Here is an 18723-nt window from a genome sequence, read left to right on the forward strand (position 1 = left end):
CAAAGCGCGCCCGACGGGATGGGCCGAAACCGGTTGTCCCTATTGAACAGTATCTTCCAGAATCGCTTCACCAGCCCAGACGCGACGTTCGACCCGCCAAAATCGCGGATCAAACGCTTCACCCCGTGGTTGAGCGCCCGGTCCTTCAATATTCCATCCAAGCGCCCCATTTTCGCCGTCATCCACAACCAAGCATCAAACTGTAGATTGGTGCGCGGGCGTGGACGATGCCAGGCGAAGCGTGGGAAATGCTAGATATCCCCGCAGTATCGCACGTTTTTGGCATTCAGACGCACCGCGATTGCGGGAAGGATGGGCAAGATGGCGCAGCAAAAGGCTGTCGAGGCTCCGGCCGATGATGTCGAGGATCTGGTCGACGAATTGCAGCCCGGCACGAAGTTGCTGAAGGGCCAGTACACGATCGTTCGCTACATCAACAGCGGCGGCTTCGGCATCACCTATCTCGCCAAAGACAGCCTCGACCGCAATGTCGTCATCAAGGAGTGCTTCCCAAGCTCTTTCTGCCGCCGCAGCAAGACGATGGTTTCAGCCCGGTCGCGCGCCCACACGGCCGAACTCCGGTCGGTCGTGCAGCTTTTCGTGCGCGAGGCGCGGCATCTTTCGAAGATCGTCCACCCGAACATCGTCGCCGTGCATCAGGTGTTCGAGGATAACGGCACCGCCTACATGGCGATCGACTATATCGACGGGCTTGACCTGCAGCAGATCATCGAAGGTCAGGGCCGGATGCCCGGGCCGGACGAGATCGTGCAGATGACAGAAAAGCTGCTGGCAGCCGTCGGTTTCATCCACGCCAACGACATGCTGCACCGCGACATCTCGCCCGACAATGTGCTGATCGACCAGAAGGGCCAGCCGATCCTGATCGACTTTGGTGCCGCGCGGGAACAGGCCAGCCAGAAAAGCCGGGCCATGTCGGCGCTGCGGGTCGTCAAGGATGGCTACTCGCCACAGGAATTCTATATCGCCGGGTCCGAACAGGGCCCGTGGAGCGACCTTTATGCCCTTGGCGCCACGCTGTACCACCTGATTGGTGGCGAGGCCCCGGTGAACGGTCAGGCCCGTCTGGCGGCTCTGGCCGAGGACAAGGCCGACCCCTACATCCCGCTGGAAGGCCGTTTCGAAGGCTATCCGCCGGGCTTTCTGGCGGCCATCGACAAGGCTTTGTACACCCTGCCGAAGCAGCGTGTTCAATCGGCGCAGGAATGGCTGTCCATGTTCCGTCCCGGGCTTGAGCTTCCGGTCGGCCCGGCTGACGATATCGCAGCGGCGGTGCAGGCCATGGTCGCCCTCGCCCGGTCTTCAGAAGCCAATGCCGAGGCTGCACGCCCGGCCCCCGTCACCTTTGGCGCCCCGCCCCAACTTGCTCGCACCGTGTCGCAAAGTCAGCCAAAGGTGGAAGCCGCCGATCCGGTGCCGCAGGTCCGCGGATCCGGGCGCAGCGGCATGCCTGTGCAGTTGATCGGCGGGATTGCCGCCGCCCTGGCCATCGTCGGCGTTGGTGTCATGCTGATGGGTGGCGACGACGCCCCTGCCCCGTCCGCAGCACCGATAGCCTCGGTCGAACCAGCTGCCGACCCCGCTCCTTCAGTGTCCGCAACGGCGGCGCCAGTCACACCCACCGAAACCGCTGCAGCGGAACCGGTGGCAGAGACCGTGACAGAAGCTGCGGCTGAAACCGAAGTTGCCGAACCAGTAGCTGCACCTGTCGTGGCGGAAGCTGAGCCTGCGGTTGCCGAGCCAGCCCCCATCGTGGAAGCCGTTGCGGAACCTGCGGTCGAAGACACCACAGCCGCAGCCGCAGCCGATGACACCGCAGCAGACCCGGCCCCGGCAGCTGCACCCGTTGCCTTGCAGGAAAACCAGGTTGGCTTTGCCGCCTGGGATGTAGAAATGCCCTTCATCGAAGACAACCGGATTATAGGCGGCGAACGTGTGGCCATCGTCCTCCGGCTTTTGCCAAACGTGAACGTGGCCGAAGTTGGCGATTGGCTGGCAAACGGCCTGATCCTGCATTCCGTCAACGGTGTGGACATTCAGCAAAGCGGCAGCATCACCACCGCCGTGTTGAACGCAATGAAGGTCGACCCCGACGGCAAGGCCCGCGTCGTCGTCCAGTATTCGGGGTCGTCGCTGGAACGGCAGACCGGTCTGATGACGGTGGATGCCACACGCCGGGTCAGTCTGGCCAATGGTGTGAATGTCACGATCAGCACGGTCGAGGGCGAATGGAAAACGGTCGTAACCGGGGTGACTTCGCCCGGTGCAACCCAGTTGCGGCAGGGCGATGTGCTGTTCCGGGACAAGATCACCGGCACGGCACTGGACGGCCCGACCTCGCTTGAGACGATCATGGCTGCCTTGGTCGAGGTGGGCACCCCGCAGACCGAGTTTTCGATCATCCGCGACAACAAGCTTGCTACCGCAACCATGCAATTGGCCGTCAAAGCCGGACAGTGAGGCAGGTCGTGATCAAAGGACTGACCAGAACCGTCGCCATGGACACCGAAAGCCAAGCGGCGTCTTTGGGTGATACTGACCAGCCTCGTGGCAAAGGGCCCCAAAGGCTTGATCCTCTGGTCGAGGCTTTGGGTCAGGCGATTACCCGGCAGACAACCCGCGATCGGGCCCATTCCGTCGCAAGGCCTTGATTTCAGAATGAAAATGACCAGCAAATGTCCACCGCCTTGCTGCGCGGCCTCGATAGACGAGGGCAAGAAGCACGTCTGGCGGTGGGCCATAGGAGTGCACTGATGAAGATTCCAACGAAAACGCTTTGCATCGGCTGCACCGCCGCTTTCCTGTCTGGTGGCACAGCCTGGGCTCAGGAAGCCTGCTCCACCTACGTCGTGGCGCCCGGCGACAACCTGCGCTACATCGCCCGCAATGCCTATGGCGACGCAGACATGTACCGCGTGATCTATAGTGCCAACGTCGACACCATTGGCGCCAAGGCTGACCTTATCGAGATCGGCGTGTCGCTTGCCATCCCTTGCGACCCCAGAGAGGAAACCGTCACTGCGGCAGCCCCATCGGTCGGCCTGCAAACCGAGGTGGTCGATCCGGCAAAGCAGCCTGTTGAAGTCGTGCCAGAGCTACCCGTCGGTGATGCCGGTCTCGGCGGTTCAGAGGTCGTGGTGCAGGAACCGGCGCCAGAACCCGCCCCGGAACCCGAACCAGTCGAGGTTGCCGCCGCCACGCCCGAAGCGCCGCCCGAAGTTCCGGCAACCGAGTCACAGCCGCCAATGGCCTTTCCCTACCGTCTGGTGACGGGCAACGGTTACGCCCCCTTTGCCGATGAAATGCTGCCCGGCGGTGGCATGTTCACCCAGCTGGTCGAGATGGCGATCTTCCGGGCAGACCCCGCGATCCCCTACAACCTGACCTTCGTGAACGACTGGCAGGCCCATATCGACGCGCTTTTGCCGTCTGGCGCCTATGATCTCAGCTTTCCTTGGGTCCGCCCGAATTGTGAAGCGCCCGACGCCCTGTCAGCCGCTGACCTCGCCCGCTGCGAAAACTTTGAATTCTCGGCCCCCTTGTATGAAATCGTCGACGGCTTCTTCATGCCTGCCGACAGCGAGCTTCTGTCCGCCACCAGCTACACCGCCTTTGAAGGCAAGCGCATCTGCCGTCCCGAAGGCTACACAACCGGGGTGCTGGAAGCAGCTGGCCTGACCAGCGACAAGATCGACCTGTCCCGCCCGATCGAAGTGACCGACTGCTTCGAAGATCTGGCCGCCGGCAAGGTTGACCTCGTCTCGATCGATGCCGAGGTGGGCGATTCGGCAATTGCCGCGCTTGGCCTGACGGGAGATTTCGCCCAGAACCCGCATCTGATGACACTGGACAGCCTGCATGTCATTGCCCACAAATCGAATGCCCGCGCCGTCGAGATGATCCGTCAGATGGATGGCGGCGTGATCGAAATGTACGAATCCGGGGAATGGTACGACATCGTGTCGTCGGCCCTGTCCAACGGCGCATTGCAGCAATAGAACGACCACAAGGCTTCCCCAATGGCCGGCCCATCTGGGCCGGCCATTTCATTGGGCAACTGGTGAAACCGCACCCAACCGGGGGCAAATCGCAGCGCAATCCCGGGCTAATGCGGCGCTGAATGTATCCCCTTGGGTTGTGCCATTGTTTCTACGAACAGTCACATTTTCACCCAAAGGTGGTTTGCGACAGTGAATCCTTCGAATTGCCTTATTCGTGCCACTTCCGACCTTCTTTCTAGGCGGCGTAGGCGGATTGTTTCGGAAATGAAGTATCGTTCGCCAATCGCAACTGTCGTCAGAAGGACATGACATACATGAGAACTGGATCTGACAAATACCGCTCGACGGCACTGTCGGCGTTGCTTATCGCCTTTCCGATCGTGGCCTCTGCCCAGGAAGCCTGCACGACCTATACCGTCACGGATGGCGACACCCTTGGAACCATCGCCCAGGCGGCTTATGGGTCCTATGACTATCAGATGATCTTCAACGCCAACCGCGATGCGCTGGCCGCGAACCCGAACAATCTTCCTGCCGGCCTGCAGCTGATCCTGCCTTGCGAAGACGGTCGTCTGACGCCGGACTCCGAGCTGTCCTCGATCATCCAGCAAGAGACGGCAGAACAGGAAGCCACGCGTACCAACAGCAACACCTATGAACCGCCGCTGAAGTTCGTCAGCTCCAACAACTGGATGCCCTTCGCGGATGAATCGCTGACCGGCGGCGGCATCTTCGTGCGCATGGCCGCCACCGCCATGCAGCGCGGCGGGAACGACCGCGGCTACAACATCAACTACGTTGACGACTGGATGTCGCATATCGACGTTCTGCTGCCGTCCGGTGCCTTCGACGTGTCCATCGCGTGGGAATCGCCCGATTGCTCCAAGCTTGATCTGCTTGGCGAATTCTCGGTCCGGATGTGCACCGAATTCGACTTCTCGCTGCCGATCTATGAAACCGCCTATGCGTTCAACACGCTGAACGACAGCAAATACGCCGCCGCCCGGGAATTCGCCGATTACGCTGGTGCGCGGATCTGCCGGCCTGAAGCCTGGCCGATCAGCGACCTTGAAGTTCAGGGTCTGGTCGAACCTTTGGTGACCTATGTTCACCCCAAATCGCCGCTCGAATGCGCTGAAATGCTGATCAACGGCGAAGTTGACCTCTATTCGATCGAGGCTGAAACCGCATCGGCAAACTTTACCGAACTCAACGCGAATGACCGCGTCTCGCCGAACCCGGCGCTGGCGACGTTCATCACCTACCACTTCCTGACCTCGAAGAGCAATCCGCGCGGCCGGGTCTATATCGCCATGCTGAACCGCGGCATTACCGAGATGCGGGAATCCGGCGAATGGTACGACATCGTTGCCACCGGCCTTGCCGAATACAACAAGCTTAGCCAGTAACCCGAACATCTGGCCCGGCAAATCCAGCCCCTGCGTCGCAAGACGCGGGGGCTTTTCTTATTGATCCGCCCGTTCCCACGCGCGTGACGAAAAGCTTGCCGAAATGGAACATTCATTCCATAGTCTGGAAGACTAGGCAAACCCGCCGCAGCAGATGGCAGCATGATCCGCACGTTTCAGACCCCACCGGACACGGTCGATGCCTTCCACGATCGTTTGACCCAGATTCGCGGCCAGCTGCCCCGCCGCCTGCAGCAATGCGCCGACCATCTGGCCACACATTCCGACCGCGTCGCGCTGTCCACCGTCGCCCAGATTGCCGAAGGCGCAGAGGTGCCGCCCTCTGCCCTGATGCGGTTCTGCCAAGTGATGGGGTTTTCCGGCTTTGCCGAAATGCAGCGCCTGTTTCGCAGCGCTTTGCCAATGGGCTTGCCCGACTATGCCGCGCGTCTGGCCAACCTGAAATCCGGGCCAAAGGGTGCGCCGTCGGCCCTGGTGGCCGAATTCATCGACGCGGGGCGCCAGTCGCTTGAGGCTTTGGCACAAGACCTGAACGAAACCCTGCTTGATCAGGTGGTTACATGCCTGTCCCGCGCCTCCACCATCCATCTGGCAGGGCTGCGGCGCTCCTACCCAGTGGTCGCCTATCTGGCCTATGTTCTGGAAAAACTGGAAATCCCCGCGCTTTTGCACGAAGGCACCGGTGGCCTTGCCAATCGCGCCGCCCTGCGGCCCGGCGATGCGCTGCTGGTGGTGTCCTTCGCGCCCTATGCGGCGGAAACACTGGCGCTTGCCCAGGCGGCGAAAGTGGCCGGGCTCCCCGTCGTCGCGCTGTCCGACCGGGCCGAAAGCCCGCTTGCCCGGCTGGCCGACACCACCCTTGTCGTGACCGAGGTGGATTTCGGCGCCTTCCGGTCCTTGTCAGCCACAATTGCGCTGGCCCTGTCGCTTGCGGTGGCGGTGGCGGCAAGGCGCGAAACTTAAGGCTTCCCCGTGCGGCAGAAATAGAATATTCATTCCATATTGGCGGGCGACTCGGCCTTGGCGGCCATTTGCAGGGGGACTGTCGGCATGGGCACCACATCGCACAAAAAAGGCAGGCCGCTGGATGTCATCACCATCGGCCGCTCGTCGGTCGACCTTTACGGCGCACAGGTAGGTGGGCGGTTGGAGGATATGGGGTCGTTCCAGAAATACATTGGCGGCAGCCCCACCAACATGGCCGCTGGCACCGCGCGGCTCGGCCTGAAATCCGCCCTCATCACCCGCGTCGGCGACGAACACATGGGCCGCTTCATCCGCGAAGAACTGGCCCGCGAAGGTGTCGACGTGCGCGGCGTCAAGACCGACCCCGAACGCCTCACCGCCCTCGTCCTCCTCGGCATCCGCGACGACAAGCAGTTTCCGCTGATCTTCTACCGCGAAAACTGCGCCGACATGGCCCTGTGCGAAGATGACATCGATGAATCCTTCATCGCCGAAGCCCGCGCCGTCGTCGCCACCGGCACCCACCTCTCCAACCCCCGCACAGAAGCGGCGGTGCTGAAAGCGCTCACCCTCGCCCGCAAGCACGGCCTGCAAACCGCCCTGGACATCGACTACCGCCCCAACCTCTGGGGCCTTGCTGGCCATGGCGACGGTGAAAGCCGCTTCATTGAAAGCGCACAGGTCACCGCCAAGCTGCAGGCCACGCTCCACTACTTCGACCTCATCGTCGGCACCGAGGAAGAGTTTCACATCGCCGGCGGCACGACCGACACCATCGCCGCCCTGCGCGCCGTCAGGGCCGTCTCCAAAGCCACCCTCGTCTGCAAACGCGGCCCCATGGGCGCCGCCGCCTTCACCGGCGAAATCCCCGACAGCCTTGACGACGGCGAAACCGGCCCCGGCTTCCCGATCGAGGTGTTCAACGTCCTGGGCGCAGGCGACGGCTTCATGTCCGGCCTCCTCAAGGGCTGGCTTGACGGCGAGCCCTGGCCCACCGCCCTGACCTATGCCAACGCCTGCGGTGCCTTCGCCGTCAGCCGCCACGGCTGCACCCCCGCCTACCCAAGCTGGGAGGAGCTGCAGTTCTTCCTCAAGCGCGGCGTCGTCACCCCCGCCCTGCGCAAGGACCCGGCCTTGGAGCAGATCCACTGGGCCACCAATCGCCACCATGACCAGTCCACCATGCGCGTCTTTGCCTTCGACCACCGCCTGCAGCTTGAGGCGATGGACGGCGCGACTCCGGCGAAGATCGCGGCCTTCAAGCAGCTGTGCCTGACCGCCGCCCTGCAGGTCGCAGGCGGCAAACCCGGCCATGGCATCCTCTGCGACAGCCGCCTTGGCCGCGACGCGCTCTACCGGGCAGCGGGAACCGGGCTCTGGATCGGTCGGCCCGTGGAATGGCCCGGATCGCGCCCCCTGACGCTTGAGCCTGAACTGGGCCCCGATTTCGGCGGCTTGCAGGAATGGCCGCTGGGTCATGTGGTCAAGGTTCTGTGCTTCGCCCACCCCGATGATGACGCCGAAACCCGGGCGAAACAGGAAGATGTCGTCCTGCGCCTGTTCCACGCCTGCCGCCGCAACCGGCTTGAAATGCTGCTGGAGCTGATCCCCTCAAAGGTCGCCCCGGTGGACGACCAGACCAGCGCCACCCTGATCCAGCGGTTCTATGATCTGGGCGTCTACCCCGACTGGTGGAAGCTGGAACCCTTCACCACCGACGCCGCCTGGACGAACGCCTGTGCGGCCATCACCCGGAATGACAACCATGTGCGCGGCATCGTTGTCCTTGGCCTTGATGCCAGCGAAGCCGATCTTGCCGCCTCGTTCCGGCTTGCGGCCCGGCATCCCTTGGTGAAAGGTTTCGCCATTGGCCGCACGATCTTTGCAGATGCCGCGCGCGGCTGGCTGCAGGGCCAGCTTTCCGATGACGCGGCCGTTGCAATGATGGCCGACCGCTATGCGCGGCTGTGCAAAGTCTGGGACACCGCCCGCGAAACAGGAGCGAACGCATGACCACGATCCGCCTTACCGCCGCGCAGGCCATGGTCCGCTGGCTTTCGGTGCAACAGGCCGAGGACGGCAGCCGCTTCATCGAAGGCGTCTGGGCGATCTTCGGCCATGGCAACGTGGCGGGTCTGGGTGAGGCTTTGCATGCCCACAAGGACACCCTGCCCACATGGCGCGGCCATAACGAACAGACCATGGCCCATGTCGCTGTCGCCTATGCCAAGGCCAATGGCCGCCGCAAGGCGATGGCCGTCACCTCCTCCATCGGTCCCGGCGCCACAAATATGGTCACCGCCGCCGCCGTGGCGCATGTGAACCGCCTGCCCGTCCTCTTCATCCCCGGCGATGTCTTCGCCTCCCGCGCGCCCGACCCGGTGCTGCAGCAGATCGAGGATTTCGACGACGCCACCGTCAGCGCCAATGACTGCTTCCGCCCCGTGGTGCGCTACTTCGACCGGATCAGCCGGCCGGAACACATCCTCACCGCCCTGCCCCGCGCGCTGCGGGTGATGACCGACCCGGCAAACTGCGGCCCGGTCTGCCTTGCCTTCTGTCAAGATACACAGGCCGAAGCCTACGACTACCCGGTCGAATTCTTCACGCCCAGAACCTGGTTCATCCGCCGCCCCGAACCCGACCAGCGTGAGCTTGAGGCCGCCGTTGCCGCGATCCGCGCCGCCAAGGCCCCGCTGATCGTCGCCGGTGGCGGCGTCCTTTACTCGGGCGCGGAACAGACGCTCCTTTCCTTCGCGAAGACCCACAACATCCCCGTGGTCGAAACCCAATCCGGCAAGGGCGCGATGGACTGGGAGGAGCCGCTTCATTTCGGCTCACCCGGTGTCACCGGCACCGGCTGCGGCAATGACCTTGCCGCGCAGGCCGACCTTGTAATCGGCGTCGGCACCCGCTTTCAGGACTTCACCACCGGGTCATGGACGGTCTTTTCCGCCCCCGGCCGCAAACTTCTGTCCATCAACATCCACGGCTACGACGCGCATAAGCGCGCGGCCCAACCCCTTGTTGGCGACGCGAAAATCGCGCTGGAAAAGATCAGCGCCGCCCTTGGGCACCACCGCTTCGCCGACCCCGACTTCGCCAATCGCGCGAAATGGTTCCAGACGACCGACACCGTCACCGCTGCCCCCAAGGGCAATGAGCTTCCCTCTGATGCGCAGGTTGTCGGCGCGGTCCAGCGGACGACGGGAAAGGATGCGCTCATCATGTCCGCCTCCGGCTCGATGCCCGGCGTGCTGCATGTCCTGTGGAAAGCGTCGCAGGGCGGCTACCACATGGAATACGGCTTTTCCTGCATGGGGTATGAGATTGCGGGGGCCATGGGCATCAAGATGGCCAAGCCCGACCGCCACGTCATCTGCATGATCGGGGATGGCAGCTACATGATGGCCAACAGCGAACTTGCGACTGCGGTGATGATGGGCATCCCCTTCACCGTGGTTCTGACCGACAACCGTGGTTTCGGCTGCATCAACCGTCTGCAAAAGGCCACCGGGGGCGCTGCGTTCAACAACCTTTTGGCGGACAGCTACCATGTGAACCCCACCGACATCGACTTTGCCGCCCACGCCCGCAGCATGGGCGCAAATGTCGTCAAGGCCGCAACCATCGCCGAGGTTGAGGCGGCGATGACCGCCTCGAAATCCGCCACCATCCCGACCGTCATCGTCATCGACACCGACCCTGCGCCCGGCACCGGCGCTGGTGGGACATGGTGGGAAGTCGCGGTCCCGGAAGTCTCCGACCGCAAAGAAGTCAACGAGGCCCGCAAGGCCTATGAAGCGGGCACCCGCGCCCAATGGCTAGTGAACTGAGCAAACCATGATCCAATTCGGAACCAACCCCATCGCCTGGGCCAACGACGACGACCAGACCATCGGCGCCGACATCCCGACCACCCGCATCCTGGACGAGGCGGGCCGACAGATCGGCTTTGACGGCATCGAAAACGGCCACCGCTGGCCCGATGAGCCAGAGGCGCTGCGGGCATTGCTGGCTGAATACGGGCTGAAGTTCATCTCGGGCTGGTATTCGACCGAACTTCTGGTCCGGTCGGTGGAGGATGAAATCAAGGCCGCGCAGGCCCATATCGCCAAGCTGAAGCACAATGGCTGCAAGGTGATGATCGTCTGCGAAACCTCGAACGCGATCCATGGCGCGGCCAAGCCAGTGAACGACCGGCCCCGCCTGGCGGCGGCTGAAATGCAGGCTTTCGGCGTGAAGCTGGAGGCCTTCGCGGCCTACCTGACCACGCAGGGCCTGACGCTGGTCTACCATCACCACATGGGCACAATCGTCGAATCGCCCGACGATATCGACGCCTTCATGGCCGCGACCGGCCCGCACACCCACCTTCTCTTCGACGCGGGCCACTGCGCCTTTGGCGGCGGCGACCCGGTTGCGGTGCTGACGAAACACATCGCCCGCGTGCGCCATTTCCATGCCAAGAACATCCGCCCCGCTGTGACTGCGCGCGTGCGGGCAGAAGGTCTGAGCTTCCTGCAAGGCGTGGTTGCCGGAGCCTTCACCGTGCCAGGCGATCAGGAGGGCGGCATCGACTTTGCCCCCTTGTTGAAGATCCTCGCCGGGGCAAACTACGACGGCTGGATCGTGATCGAGGCCGAGCAGGACCCGAACGTCCGCAATCCGCTATTGTATCAGACGCTGGGTCTAGCAACGCTGAAGCGGCTGTCGCGGGACGCCGGTCTCATCTGACAGGCGGCGGACCGGGGGCCAGCCCCCGGACCCCCGGAGTATTTGGAAAAGAGCAAGCCATGGGCAATCTTCTTTGCAAGCCGACAGGATCACGCGGCAAGGTGCATGACATCACCCCCGAAAGCGCGGGGTGGGGGTATGTAGGCTTCTCGCTGTACCGGCTGGAACCGGGCGACGTGGCCGAGGAGGCGACGGGGGACCGGGAGGTGATCCTTGTGCTGGTCGAGGGCAAGGCGACCGTGCAAGCGGCCGGGCAGGACTGGGGTGAGATGGGCGCACGGATGGACGTGTTCGAAAAGACCGCGCCGCATTGTCTTTATGTTCCGAATGGCAGCGACTGGAGCGCGGTGGCGACCACCGCCTGTACGCTGGCCGTCTGTTCCGCACCTGGGATGGGGGGGCATCAGGCCCAGCGGTTGGGGCCGGACGGGATTGACCTGACCCCGCGCGGCAAGGGGACGAACACCCGCCACGTCAACAACATCGCGATGGAGGGGCGGGAGGTGGCGGACAGTCTGCTGGTCACCGAGGTCTTTACCCCCGCCGGGCACTGGTCAAGCTACCCCAGCCACCGGCATGACGAGGATGACTTTCCCCGCATGACCTATCTGGAAGAGACCTACTACCACCGCCTCAACCCCGGGCAGGGGTTTGGCGTCCAGCGGGTCTATACCGAGGATGGGTCGCTGGATGAGACCATGGCGGTGAAGAGCCATGACGTGGTGCTGGTCCCGAAAGGGCATCATCCCTGCGGGGCGCCGTATGGGTATGAGATGTATTATCTGAACGTGATGGCGGGGCCGACCCGGAAGTGGCGGTTCCAGAATGATCCCGACCATGACTGGATCGCCAAGCGGGACGCCTGAGGGGGGTGTCCCTGCCCGGGACACTTGGCAAACTGTTTGATTTCAGTGGCTTGGCCGACCGCGTTTACCAGATGTTAAACTCTGGCCACGGTCAGGCCGTCTTTTGCGGCACCCGGTTTTCCAGCCAGCGGAACAAGAGGACGATCAGCCCGGCAATGGCCATGTAGACCACGGCCAGAAGCAGGAGCGGCTCGTAGACCACAAAAGTATCCTGCCGGATGCGCGATGACACGGCGTAGATGTCTACCACAGTGATGGTGGCAACCAAGGGCGTGGCCTTCAGCGTCAGCACGGTTTCGCCCCCCAAGGTGGGCAGAACGCGCTGGATTGCTTGGGGCAGCCAGATGCGGCGGAAGATGGTGAAGCGGGGCATGCCCATCGCCTTTGCTGCCTCAAGCTGGCCATGCGGCACGCCCTTGAAGGCGCCGCGCATCACCTCGCCTTCATAGCCTGCAACAGAGAGCGTCAGCGCAAGGACCGCATAGGGCCAGGCCTGCCGCAGGATGGGCCAAAGGTCGCTTTCCCTGATCCACGGGATCGACGGGAACAGCGAACCGAGCCCGTAGTACAGGAGCCAAAGCTGCAACAGCAGCGGCGTGCCGCGCACAAGCCCGCAGAAGGCGCGGGCGGGCATGGCCAGCCACCACGGGCCTGCCGCCTGCGCAAGGCCAAGCGGGATGGCCAGCAGCATCCCCAAGACCATGGTCACGACCAAAAGCCAGCAGGTCGTCCAGATGCCACGCAGGATCAGGCTGTGGTACTTTTCAGACGCGAGCCATGTCCAGTTCAGGCTGGTGGCGCACCAGATCACCAGAAGCACCGCCACGGCGGCCATCACTATGCGGCGGGGCACCCAGAAGCCGGGGGTCAGGGCTGCCTCGGGCTGGGCCGCCGCCTGTTGCACGGGGAGGTCCGCCATCAGCCCGACCCCGGCCGGACCTGACCACGGCGGGCCCAGGCTTCGGCCTTAGCAAAGAGGATCGTGGAAAGGATCGAGATCACCAGATACAGGACACCCGCCGCCATGAAGAAGGTGAAGAAGGCCTTGGTCGTGCTGGCTGCCTGCCGGGTGACCAGCGTCAGTTCGGCATAGCCCACCACGGCCAGAAGGGCCGTATCCTTCGTCGCGATCAGCCAGAGGTTCGCCAGCCCCGGAATGGCGGCGGCCAGCATCTGCGGGAAGGTGACCCGCCAAGCCAGCATCAGGGGCGGCATGCCCATGGCGCGCGCCGCCTCGATCTGGCCGGAGGGGACGGAGAGGATGGCCCCGCGCAACACCTCGGTCGCGTAGGCGCCCTGCACGACGCCCAGAACCACGATGCCGGCCACAAAGCCCGAGATCTGCACCCGCTCAAACCCCCAGGCCAGCAGGAGGTTGTTCAGTGAGGAGGTGAAGGCGAAGTAGAGGATCAGGATCAGCACCAGTTCCGGCACGGCGCGGACCACGGTGGTGTAGATGCCCAAGAGGTCACGGGTGACGGGGCTGCCGTAAAGCTTGCCATAGGCCCCGCCGACCCCGATCAGGAGGCCAAGCGCGAACGCCCCGATCGCGATCATGATCGACTTGCTGAGCGCTACCAGCAGGGTCGCCCCCCAGCCGGGCGGGGAGAAGGCGAGCAGATCGAGGGTTGAGGCCAGAAGCGGACCGCCGGTCATGACGCGGCCCTTGCCGGGGAAAGGGCGCTGCGTGGACGCAAGTTAGGGAACGCGGCCCCCCCACCCTCTCCCTCCCCCACGAGGGGGGAGGGAAGCGCTTGATCGCCATGGTGCGGCGTGGGTGGTTGGCCATTGGCACGACGCTGGGCATGCGCGCCTCCCCTCCCCCCTTGTGGGGAGGGGGTGGGGGGCATCCCGCAGGCAGGGGGAACGTCGGCTGCCGAGGCAGTCCTTCCGGCCCCTGCTTGACACGCATGGCGGAGAGGAAGCGCTTGATCGCCATGGTGCGGCGTGGGTGGCTGGCCATGGGTGCGACGCTGGGCGTGTGCGCCTCCCCTCCCCCCTGGTGGGGAGGGGCTGGGGGTGGGGGGCATCCTGTCGGCATGGGGAACGTCGGCTGCCGAGGCAGTCCTGCCGGCCCCTGCTTGACCCGCATGGAGGAAAGGAAGCGCTTGATCGCCATGGTGTGGCGTGGGTGGCTGGCCATGGGTGCGACGCTGGGCGTGCGCGCCTCCCCTCCCCCGTTGTGGGGAGGGGATGGGGGTGGGGGGCATCCTGCTGGCATGGGGAACGTCGGCTGCCATGGCAGTCCTGCCATGGTCGCCCCCCCCTGGCGGGAAGGACGGCGCCTTTGCCTGCCTTGGCATGCCCCGGCGGATCACGCCTTAGCCGCCGTAGATCGACGACGAGAAGTAGTTGGCGGTGATCGTGTCATAGGTGCCGTCGGCGATGACCTTTGCGATGGCCGCGTTCAGCTTTTCGCGCAGCTCATCCTCGCCCTTGCGGATCCCGGCGCCGACGCCAAGGCCAAGGATCGTCGGATCATCGGCGACCGCGCCCTTGCTTTCGCAGCAGGCCATGCCGGCTTCGGAAGCGAGGAAGGCGTCCATGGCGATGCTGTCGGCCTGGGTCGCGTCAATGCGGCCGGCGGCGAGGTCGGAGTTCGCCTCATCCTGGGTCTGGTAGATCTTGATCTCGGCCGCGGTGGGGCCGAAATACTTCTGGGCGTAGTCGGCGTGGATGGTCGAGGCCTGCACGCCGATGATCTTGCCGGTCAGCCCTTCTGGCGTCGGGGCGATGTCACCGCCCTTGGCCCCGACGATGACGGTGGGGGTGTTGTAGTACTTGTCCGAAAAGTCGATGGTCTTGGACCGTTCTTCGGTGATCGACATCGAGGCCATGATCACGTCGATCTGGCCCGAGGTCAGCGAGGGAATGATGCCATCCCATGCGACCGGGGTGATGACGCATTGCATTTCGCCAGCGGCGCAGACGGCGTTGATGAAGTCGACCTCCCAGCCGACCCAGTTGCCGGAGGCGTCGGGGCTGGCGAAGGGCGGGTAGGCTTCGGCGGCGATGCCGATCTTGACCTCTTGCGCGGCGACAGGGGCTGCGAACAGCAGCGCGGCGGCGACCAGGGTTGTGAATTTCATGTGTGTCTCCTTGGTGGGTTGTTCCGTCTTTTCAGGCGACGGATTTGAGGAACTGTTTCAGACGGTCGGATTTCGGGGCGCCAAACAGCTGGTCCGGCGGGCCCTGTTCTTCGATCAGACCGTTGTGAAGGTAGATGACATGGGTGGCAACCTCACGCGCGAACTTCATCTCATGCGTGACAAGGATCATGGTGCGGCCCTCATCGGCGAGGCCCTTGATGACCTGCAGCACCTCGCCCACCAGTTCGGGGTCGAGGGCGCTGGTCGGTTCGTCGAAGAGCATGGCCTTGGGTTCCATGCACAAGGCGCGGGCGATGGCGGCGCGCTGCTGCTGGCCGCCGGACATGAAGGCGGGATAGGCGCCCTCTTTCTCGGCCAGACCGACGCGGGCGAGGAGTTTGCGCGCGCGCTCGATGGCCACGTCGCGCGGGCATTTCATGACATGCACCGGAACCTCGATCAGGTTTTCAAGGACGGTGCGGTGGGTCCAGAGGTTGAAGCTTTGGAACACCATGCCGAGCGACTGACGGATGCGTTCCAACTGGCGGCGGTCTGCGGGGCTGCCGTCCGGGCGCATGGCCACGGCTTCGCCCGCGATGGAGATGACGCCGGAGGACGGCGTTTCCAGAAAGTTGATGCAGCGCAGCATGGTGGACTTGCCCGACCCGGAGCCGCCGATGATGGCCACCACATCGCCTTCATGCGCGGTCAGCGAGACGCCCTTCAACACATGATGCGTGCCAAAGCTTTTGTGCAGGTCATGGACCTGGATCGCCTCGGTCGATGAAAGGGTGTTGTCGGCCATGGTCCCCCACTGCTTTCCGGGCATCAAAGCGGTGAAATCGCAGCCGCGCAAGCCCTTCATTCCGGGCGGGGCGCTTGAAGGGGGTCTGTGCGTCGTCTAAGCAGGGGATGGGTCCACGGGGGAAGCGATGCGCATTCTGATCACCAATGACGATGGCATCAACGCCCCGGGCCTTGAGGTCCTGACCGAGATCGCCACCAAGATCGCCGGGCCGGGGGGCGAGGTGTGGACGGTGGCCCCCGCCTTTGAACAATCCGGCGTGGGGCATTGCATCAGCTATACCCATCCGATGATGATTGCCGAACTAGCCCCAAGGCGCTTTGCGGCCGAAGGCAGCCCGGCGGATTGCGTGCTGGCGGCGATTTATGACGTACTGGACGGGGCAAAGCCGGATCTGGTGCTGTCGGGCGTCAACCGGGGGAACAACGCGGCGGAAAACGTGCTTTATTCCGGCACTATCGGCGGCGCGATGGAGGCGGCGTTGCAGGGCGTGCCGGCGATTGCGCTGTCGCAGTTCTTCGGGCCGGAGAACGCCCGGCTGGCCGATCCGTTCGAAAGCGCGCGGGTCCATGGCGCGGCTGTCGTGCGCGCCCTTCTGGACAAGGGCATCTGGACCGAAGGCGACTACCGGGTGTTTTACAACATCAACTTCCCGCCCCTGACGGCGGCTGACACCTTGGGCATGAAAGTGGCCCCACAGGGGTTCCGCCGCGATACGGCCTTCAGTGTGGAACCGCACCAGTCGCCATCAGGGCGCAAGTTCCTGTGGATCAAGGGCGGGCCGCAGCATACGCCCACCCTGCCCGGCACGGATGCGGCGGTAAACCTTGAAGGCTTCATCTCGATCACCCCGATGCGCGCGGACCTGACGGCGCATGATCTTCTGGCCGATCTTGAGGCCCGGTTGGCATGAGCACCGGCCCGGAGGACTTTGATGACACCTCCGATCAGCCCGGGGAGGGGCTTGCCGAACGCAAGATGCGGTTCCTGTTTGCCTTGCGGTCCCGGGGGGTGACGGACACCCGCGTGCTGACGGCGATGGAGCGGGTGGACCGGGGCCTGTTCGTGCGCGGACTGTTTGCCGACCGGGCCTATGAGGACATGCCCCTGCCCATTGCCTGCGGTCAGACGATCAGCCAACCCTCCGTCGTCGGGCTGATGACGCAGGCCCTCCAGGTCAACCCGCGCGACACCGTGCTGGAGGTGGGCACGGGGTCGGGCTATCAGGCCGCGATCCTGGCGCAGCTGTGCCGCAGGGTCTACACCGTGGACCGCTATCGCCGGCTGGTGCGCGAGGCGGGCGAGCTGTTTCGCCAGCTGGACCTGACCAACATCACCTCGATCACGGCTGACGGGTCGTTCGGCCTGCCCGATCAGGGCCCGTTCGACCGGATCATCGTGACGGCGGCGGCAGAAGACCCGCCGGGGCCGCTGCTGGAACAGTTGAAGCCCGGCGGGATCATGGTCTTGCCGGTCGGGCAGTCGGATACGGTGCAAAGCCTGATCAAGGTCACGCGGTCATCACGCGGGTTTGACTATGAAGAACTTCGCCCAGTGCGGTTTGTCCCTCTGGTCGAGGGGCTCGGGTCCGAGTAGGATAGCGCGCCAGAACCCGGATCAACCGGGGCAGTGGCTTCAGAGGCGGTATTACATGCGGACACCTGGCAGTACTTCCCGGATCGGTCTGGTCCTTGGCGCAAGCGTTCTGGCGTTGTCGGCCTGTGTGCAAAGCAACAATCTGGACTGGGACCTGCGGGCGGGTGGCGGCAACACGTCAGACGCGGCCCGGCAGGCGACGGCGGCGGTGCCGACGCCGGATGCCAACGGCATCCTGTCCTACCCGGATTATCAGCTGGCCAAGGCCCAGCGTGGCGATACCGTCGCCTCGATGGCCGGGCGGTTGGGCCTGAACCCCGAGGAGCTGGCGCGCACCAACGCGCTGCGCCCGACCGACCCGTTGCGCGATGGCGAGCTTTTGCTGCTGCCGTCGCGCGTGGCAGCGGCCGCGCAGCCAGCGGTGATTGGTGGCGGGTCGGTGGACATCTCTGCAATCGCGACGACGGCGCTGGACGAAGCCGGTCCTGCGGCTGCGACCGCCCCGTCGCAGCCCATTCCCGGCCAGCCTCTGACCCACCGCGTGGCGCGGGGCGAAACCGCCTTTACCATCGCGCGGACCTACAACGTGTCGGCCAAGGCGCTGGCAGACTGGAACCAGCTTGGCGCCGACATGGCGGTACGCGAAGGGCAGACGCTGATCATTCCGATCGCCACCGCCCCCGCGCCGGACCCGGAACCCGTGGTAACCCCCCCGGGCGCCGGTTCACCCACGCCCGAGCCGCCTTCGGCCGCCAAGCCCCTGCCCGACGAAGAGACCGAGGCCGCGGCCAACACGCCCAAGGCAACCCCGCCCTCCCCCGACCTTGGGGATCAGGCGACCGGGGCCTCGGCGGCGAAGTTCACCATGCCGGTGCAGGGCAAGATCATCCGCGGCTATGACAAGCGGACCAATCAGGGCATCGACATTGCCGCAGCGGCGGGCACTGCGGTCAAGGCGGCGGATGCGGGGACGGTTTCCGTGATCTCGTCCGATACCAATGGCAAGGGGATCGTCATCATCCGCCACGCGGGCGATCTGTTGACGGTCTATGTCGGCGTCAGCAACCCTGCGGTGCAGAAGGGTGCCAAAGTGTCGCGCGGGCAGGACATCGGCAAGGTCGCGGCGGGCGATCCGGCCTTCCTGCATTTCGAAGTGCGCAATACCTCGAAGGAAAGCTTCGACCCGATGACCTACCTGCAGTAGCCGTCCGG

The 18723-nt window shown here is 64.3% G+C and carries 15 protein-coding genes; 11 read left to right on the forward strand and 4 right to left on the reverse strand.

Annotation, left to right across the window (positions count from 1 at the left end; all coding sequences use genetic code 11):
* Positions 1–321: 321 nt before the first annotated feature.
* The 8 genes from EI545_RS03260 (at position 322) to iolB (ending at position 12021) form a co-directional block, all read left to right on the forward strand.
* The gene (locus EI545_RS03260; protein ID WP_164517194.1) at positions 322–2481 is read left to right on the forward strand and encodes a serine/threonine protein kinase; all 2160 of its coding nucleotides are present in this window, start codon (positions 322–324) and stop codon (positions 2479–2481) included.
* Between the two features lie 293 nt (positions 2482–2774).
* Positions 2775–4019: a transporter substrate-binding domain-containing protein gene (locus EI545_RS03265; RefSeq protein ID WP_164517195.1), complete on the forward strand. Its 1245-nt coding sequence runs from the start codon at positions 2775–2777 to the stop codon at positions 4017–4019.
* Positions 4020–4336: 317 nt separating this feature from the next.
* Positions 4337–5431 carry a LysM peptidoglycan-binding domain-containing protein gene (locus EI545_RS03270; RefSeq protein ID WP_245990265.1) on the forward strand — a complete coding sequence of 365 codons (1095 nt, stop codon included), beginning with the start codon at positions 4337–4339 and terminating at the stop codon, positions 5429–5431.
* Between the two features lie 162 nt (positions 5432–5593).
* Positions 5594–6415 (forward strand): MurR/RpiR family transcriptional regulator, encoded by an 822-nt coding sequence (locus EI545_RS03275; protein ID WP_125324143.1) that lies wholly within the window; start codon positions 5594–5596, stop codon positions 6413–6415.
* An 87-nt stretch (positions 6416–6502) separates the two neighbouring features.
* Complete coding sequence (locus tag EI545_RS03280; protein ID WP_125324144.1) at positions 6503–8431, forward strand: bifunctional 5-dehydro-2-deoxygluconokinase/5-dehydro-2-deoxyphosphogluconate aldolase; 1929 nt, start codon at positions 6503–6505, stop codon at positions 8429–8431.
* Positions 8428–10254 carry a 3D-(3,5/4)-trihydroxycyclohexane-1,2-dione acylhydrolase (decyclizing) gene (gene iolD / locus EI545_RS03285; protein WP_125324145.1) on the forward strand — a complete coding sequence of 609 codons (1827 nt, stop codon included), beginning with the start codon at positions 8428–8430 and terminating at the stop codon, positions 10252–10254. The genes EI545_RS03280 and iolD overlap by 4 nt, the downstream gene beginning before the upstream one ends.
* 7 nt (positions 10255–10261) lie before the next feature.
* Positions 10262–11155 (forward strand): myo-inosose-2 dehydratase, encoded by an 894-nt coding sequence (iolE, locus tag EI545_RS03290; RefSeq protein WP_125324146.1) that lies wholly within the window; start codon positions 10262–10264, stop codon positions 11153–11155.
* Positions 11156–11214: 59 nt separating this feature from the next.
* On the forward strand, positions 11215–12021 hold the full coding sequence (gene iolB, locus EI545_RS03295; protein ID WP_125324147.1) for a 5-deoxy-glucuronate isomerase: 807 nt from the start codon (positions 11215–11217) through the stop codon (positions 12019–12021).
* 91 nt (positions 12022–12112) lie between these two features.
* On the opposite strand, the gene EI545_RS03300 is transcribed toward iolB, so the two are convergent.
* The 4 genes from EI545_RS03300 to EI545_RS03315 all read right to left on the reverse strand — a co-directional run bounded on the left by EI545_RS03300 (position 12113) and on the right by EI545_RS03315 (position 15915).
* Positions 12113–12856 carry an ABC transporter permease gene (locus EI545_RS03300; RefSeq protein ID WP_245990395.1) on the reverse strand — a complete coding sequence of 248 codons (744 nt, stop codon included), beginning with the start codon at positions 12854–12856 and terminating at the stop codon, positions 12113–12115.
* A gap of 83 nt (positions 12857–12939) precedes the next feature.
* Positions 12940–13677 carry an ABC transporter permease gene (locus tag EI545_RS03305; RefSeq protein WP_125324149.1) on the reverse strand — a complete coding sequence of 246 codons (738 nt, stop codon included), beginning with the start codon at positions 13675–13677 and terminating at the stop codon, positions 12940–12942.
* Positions 13678–14342: 665 nt separating this feature from the next.
* Positions 14343–15110, reverse strand: a complete 768-nt coding sequence (locus tag EI545_RS03310) for a transporter substrate-binding domain-containing protein (RefSeq protein WP_125324150.1) — start codon at positions 15108–15110, stop codon at positions 14343–14345.
* Between the two features lie 31 nt (positions 15111–15141).
* Positions 15142–15915, reverse strand: coding sequence for an ABC transporter ATP-binding protein (locus tag EI545_RS03315; protein ID WP_125324151.1), 774 nt, complete (start codon positions 15913–15915; stop codon positions 15142–15144).
* Between the two features lie 127 nt (positions 15916–16042).
* Between EI545_RS03315 and surE the strand changes: the two genes are divergently transcribed.
* Genes surE through EI545_RS03330 form a run of 3 tightly spaced genes read left to right on the forward strand, consistent with a single transcriptional unit; the run spans position 16043 to position 18715 of the window.
* A complete protein-coding gene (gene surE / locus EI545_RS03320) occupies positions 16043–16828 on the forward strand; it encodes a 5'/3'-nucleotidase SurE (protein ID WP_125324152.1) in 786 nt (261 codons plus the stop codon).
* A complete protein-coding gene (locus tag EI545_RS03325) occupies positions 16825–17511 on the forward strand; it encodes a protein-L-isoaspartate(D-aspartate) O-methyltransferase (RefSeq protein WP_125324153.1) in 687 nt (228 codons plus the stop codon). The genes surE and EI545_RS03325 overlap by 4 nt, the downstream gene beginning before the upstream one ends.
* A gap of 55 nt (positions 17512–17566) precedes the next feature.
* On the forward strand, positions 17567–18715 hold the full coding sequence (locus tag EI545_RS03330; protein WP_125324154.1) for a M23 family metallopeptidase: 1149 nt from the start codon (positions 17567–17569) through the stop codon (positions 18713–18715).
* Positions 18716–18723: the final 8 nt, after the last annotated feature.

The organism is Tabrizicola piscis (genome assembly GCF_003940805.1).
Classification (GTDB): Bacteria; Pseudomonadota; Alphaproteobacteria; order Rhodobacterales; family Rhodobacteraceae; genus Tabrizicola; species Tabrizicola piscis.

What these genes read in the sequence shown, in the direction of transcription:
- EI545_RS03270 (WP_245990265.1), top strand. Translation starts at nt 4,337, where the DNA reads ATGAGAACTGGATCTGACAAATACCGCTCGACGGCACTGTCGGCGTTG.
- EI545_RS03300 (WP_245990395.1), bottom strand. Translation starts at nt 12,856, where the DNA reads ATGGCCGCCGTGGCGGTGCTTCTGGTGATCTGGTGCGCCACCAGCCTG.
- EI545_RS03260 (WP_164517194.1), top strand. Translation starts at nt 322, where the DNA reads ATGGCGCAGCAAAAGGCTGTCGAGGCTCCGGCCGATGATGTCGAGGAT.
- surE (WP_125324152.1), top strand. Translation starts at nt 16,043, where the DNA reads ATGCGCATTCTGATCACCAATGACGATGGCATCAACGCCCCGGGCCTT.
- iolD (WP_125324145.1), top strand. Translation starts at nt 8,428, where the DNA reads ATGACCACGATCCGCCTTACCGCCGCGCAGGCCATGGTCCGCTGGCTT.
- EI545_RS03265 (WP_164517195.1), top strand. Translation starts at nt 2,775, where the DNA reads ATGAAGATTCCAACGAAAACGCTTTGCATCGGCTGCACCGCCGCTTTC.
- EI545_RS03280 (WP_125324144.1), top strand. Translation starts at nt 6,503, where the DNA reads ATGGGCACCACATCGCACAAAAAAGGCAGGCCGCTGGATGTCATCACC.
- EI545_RS03325 (WP_125324153.1), top strand. Translation starts at nt 16,825, where the DNA reads ATGAGCACCGGCCCGGAGGACTTTGATGACACCTCCGATCAGCCCGGG.
- iolE (WP_125324146.1), top strand. Translation starts at nt 10,262, where the DNA reads ATGATCCAATTCGGAACCAACCCCATCGCCTGGGCCAACGACGACGAC.
- EI545_RS03310 (WP_125324150.1), bottom strand. Translation starts at nt 15,110, where the DNA reads ATGAAATTCACAACCCTGGTCGCCGCCGCGCTGCTGTTCGCAGCCCCT.
- iolB (WP_125324147.1), top strand. Translation starts at nt 11,215, where the DNA reads ATGGGCAATCTTCTTTGCAAGCCGACAGGATCACGCGGCAAGGTGCAT.
- EI545_RS03330 (WP_125324154.1), top strand. Translation starts at nt 17,567, where the DNA reads ATGCGGACACCTGGCAGTACTTCCCGGATCGGTCTGGTCCTTGGCGCA.
- EI545_RS03315 (WP_125324151.1), bottom strand. Translation starts at nt 15,915, where the DNA reads ATGGCCGACAACACCCTTTCATCGACCGAGGCGATCCAGGTCCATGAC.
- EI545_RS03305 (WP_125324149.1), bottom strand. Translation starts at nt 13,677, where the DNA reads ATGACCGGCGGTCCGCTTCTGGCCTCAACCCTCGATCTGCTCGCCTTC.
- EI545_RS03275 (WP_125324143.1), top strand. Translation starts at nt 5,594, where the DNA reads ATGATCCGCACGTTTCAGACCCCACCGGACACGGTCGATGCCTTCCAC.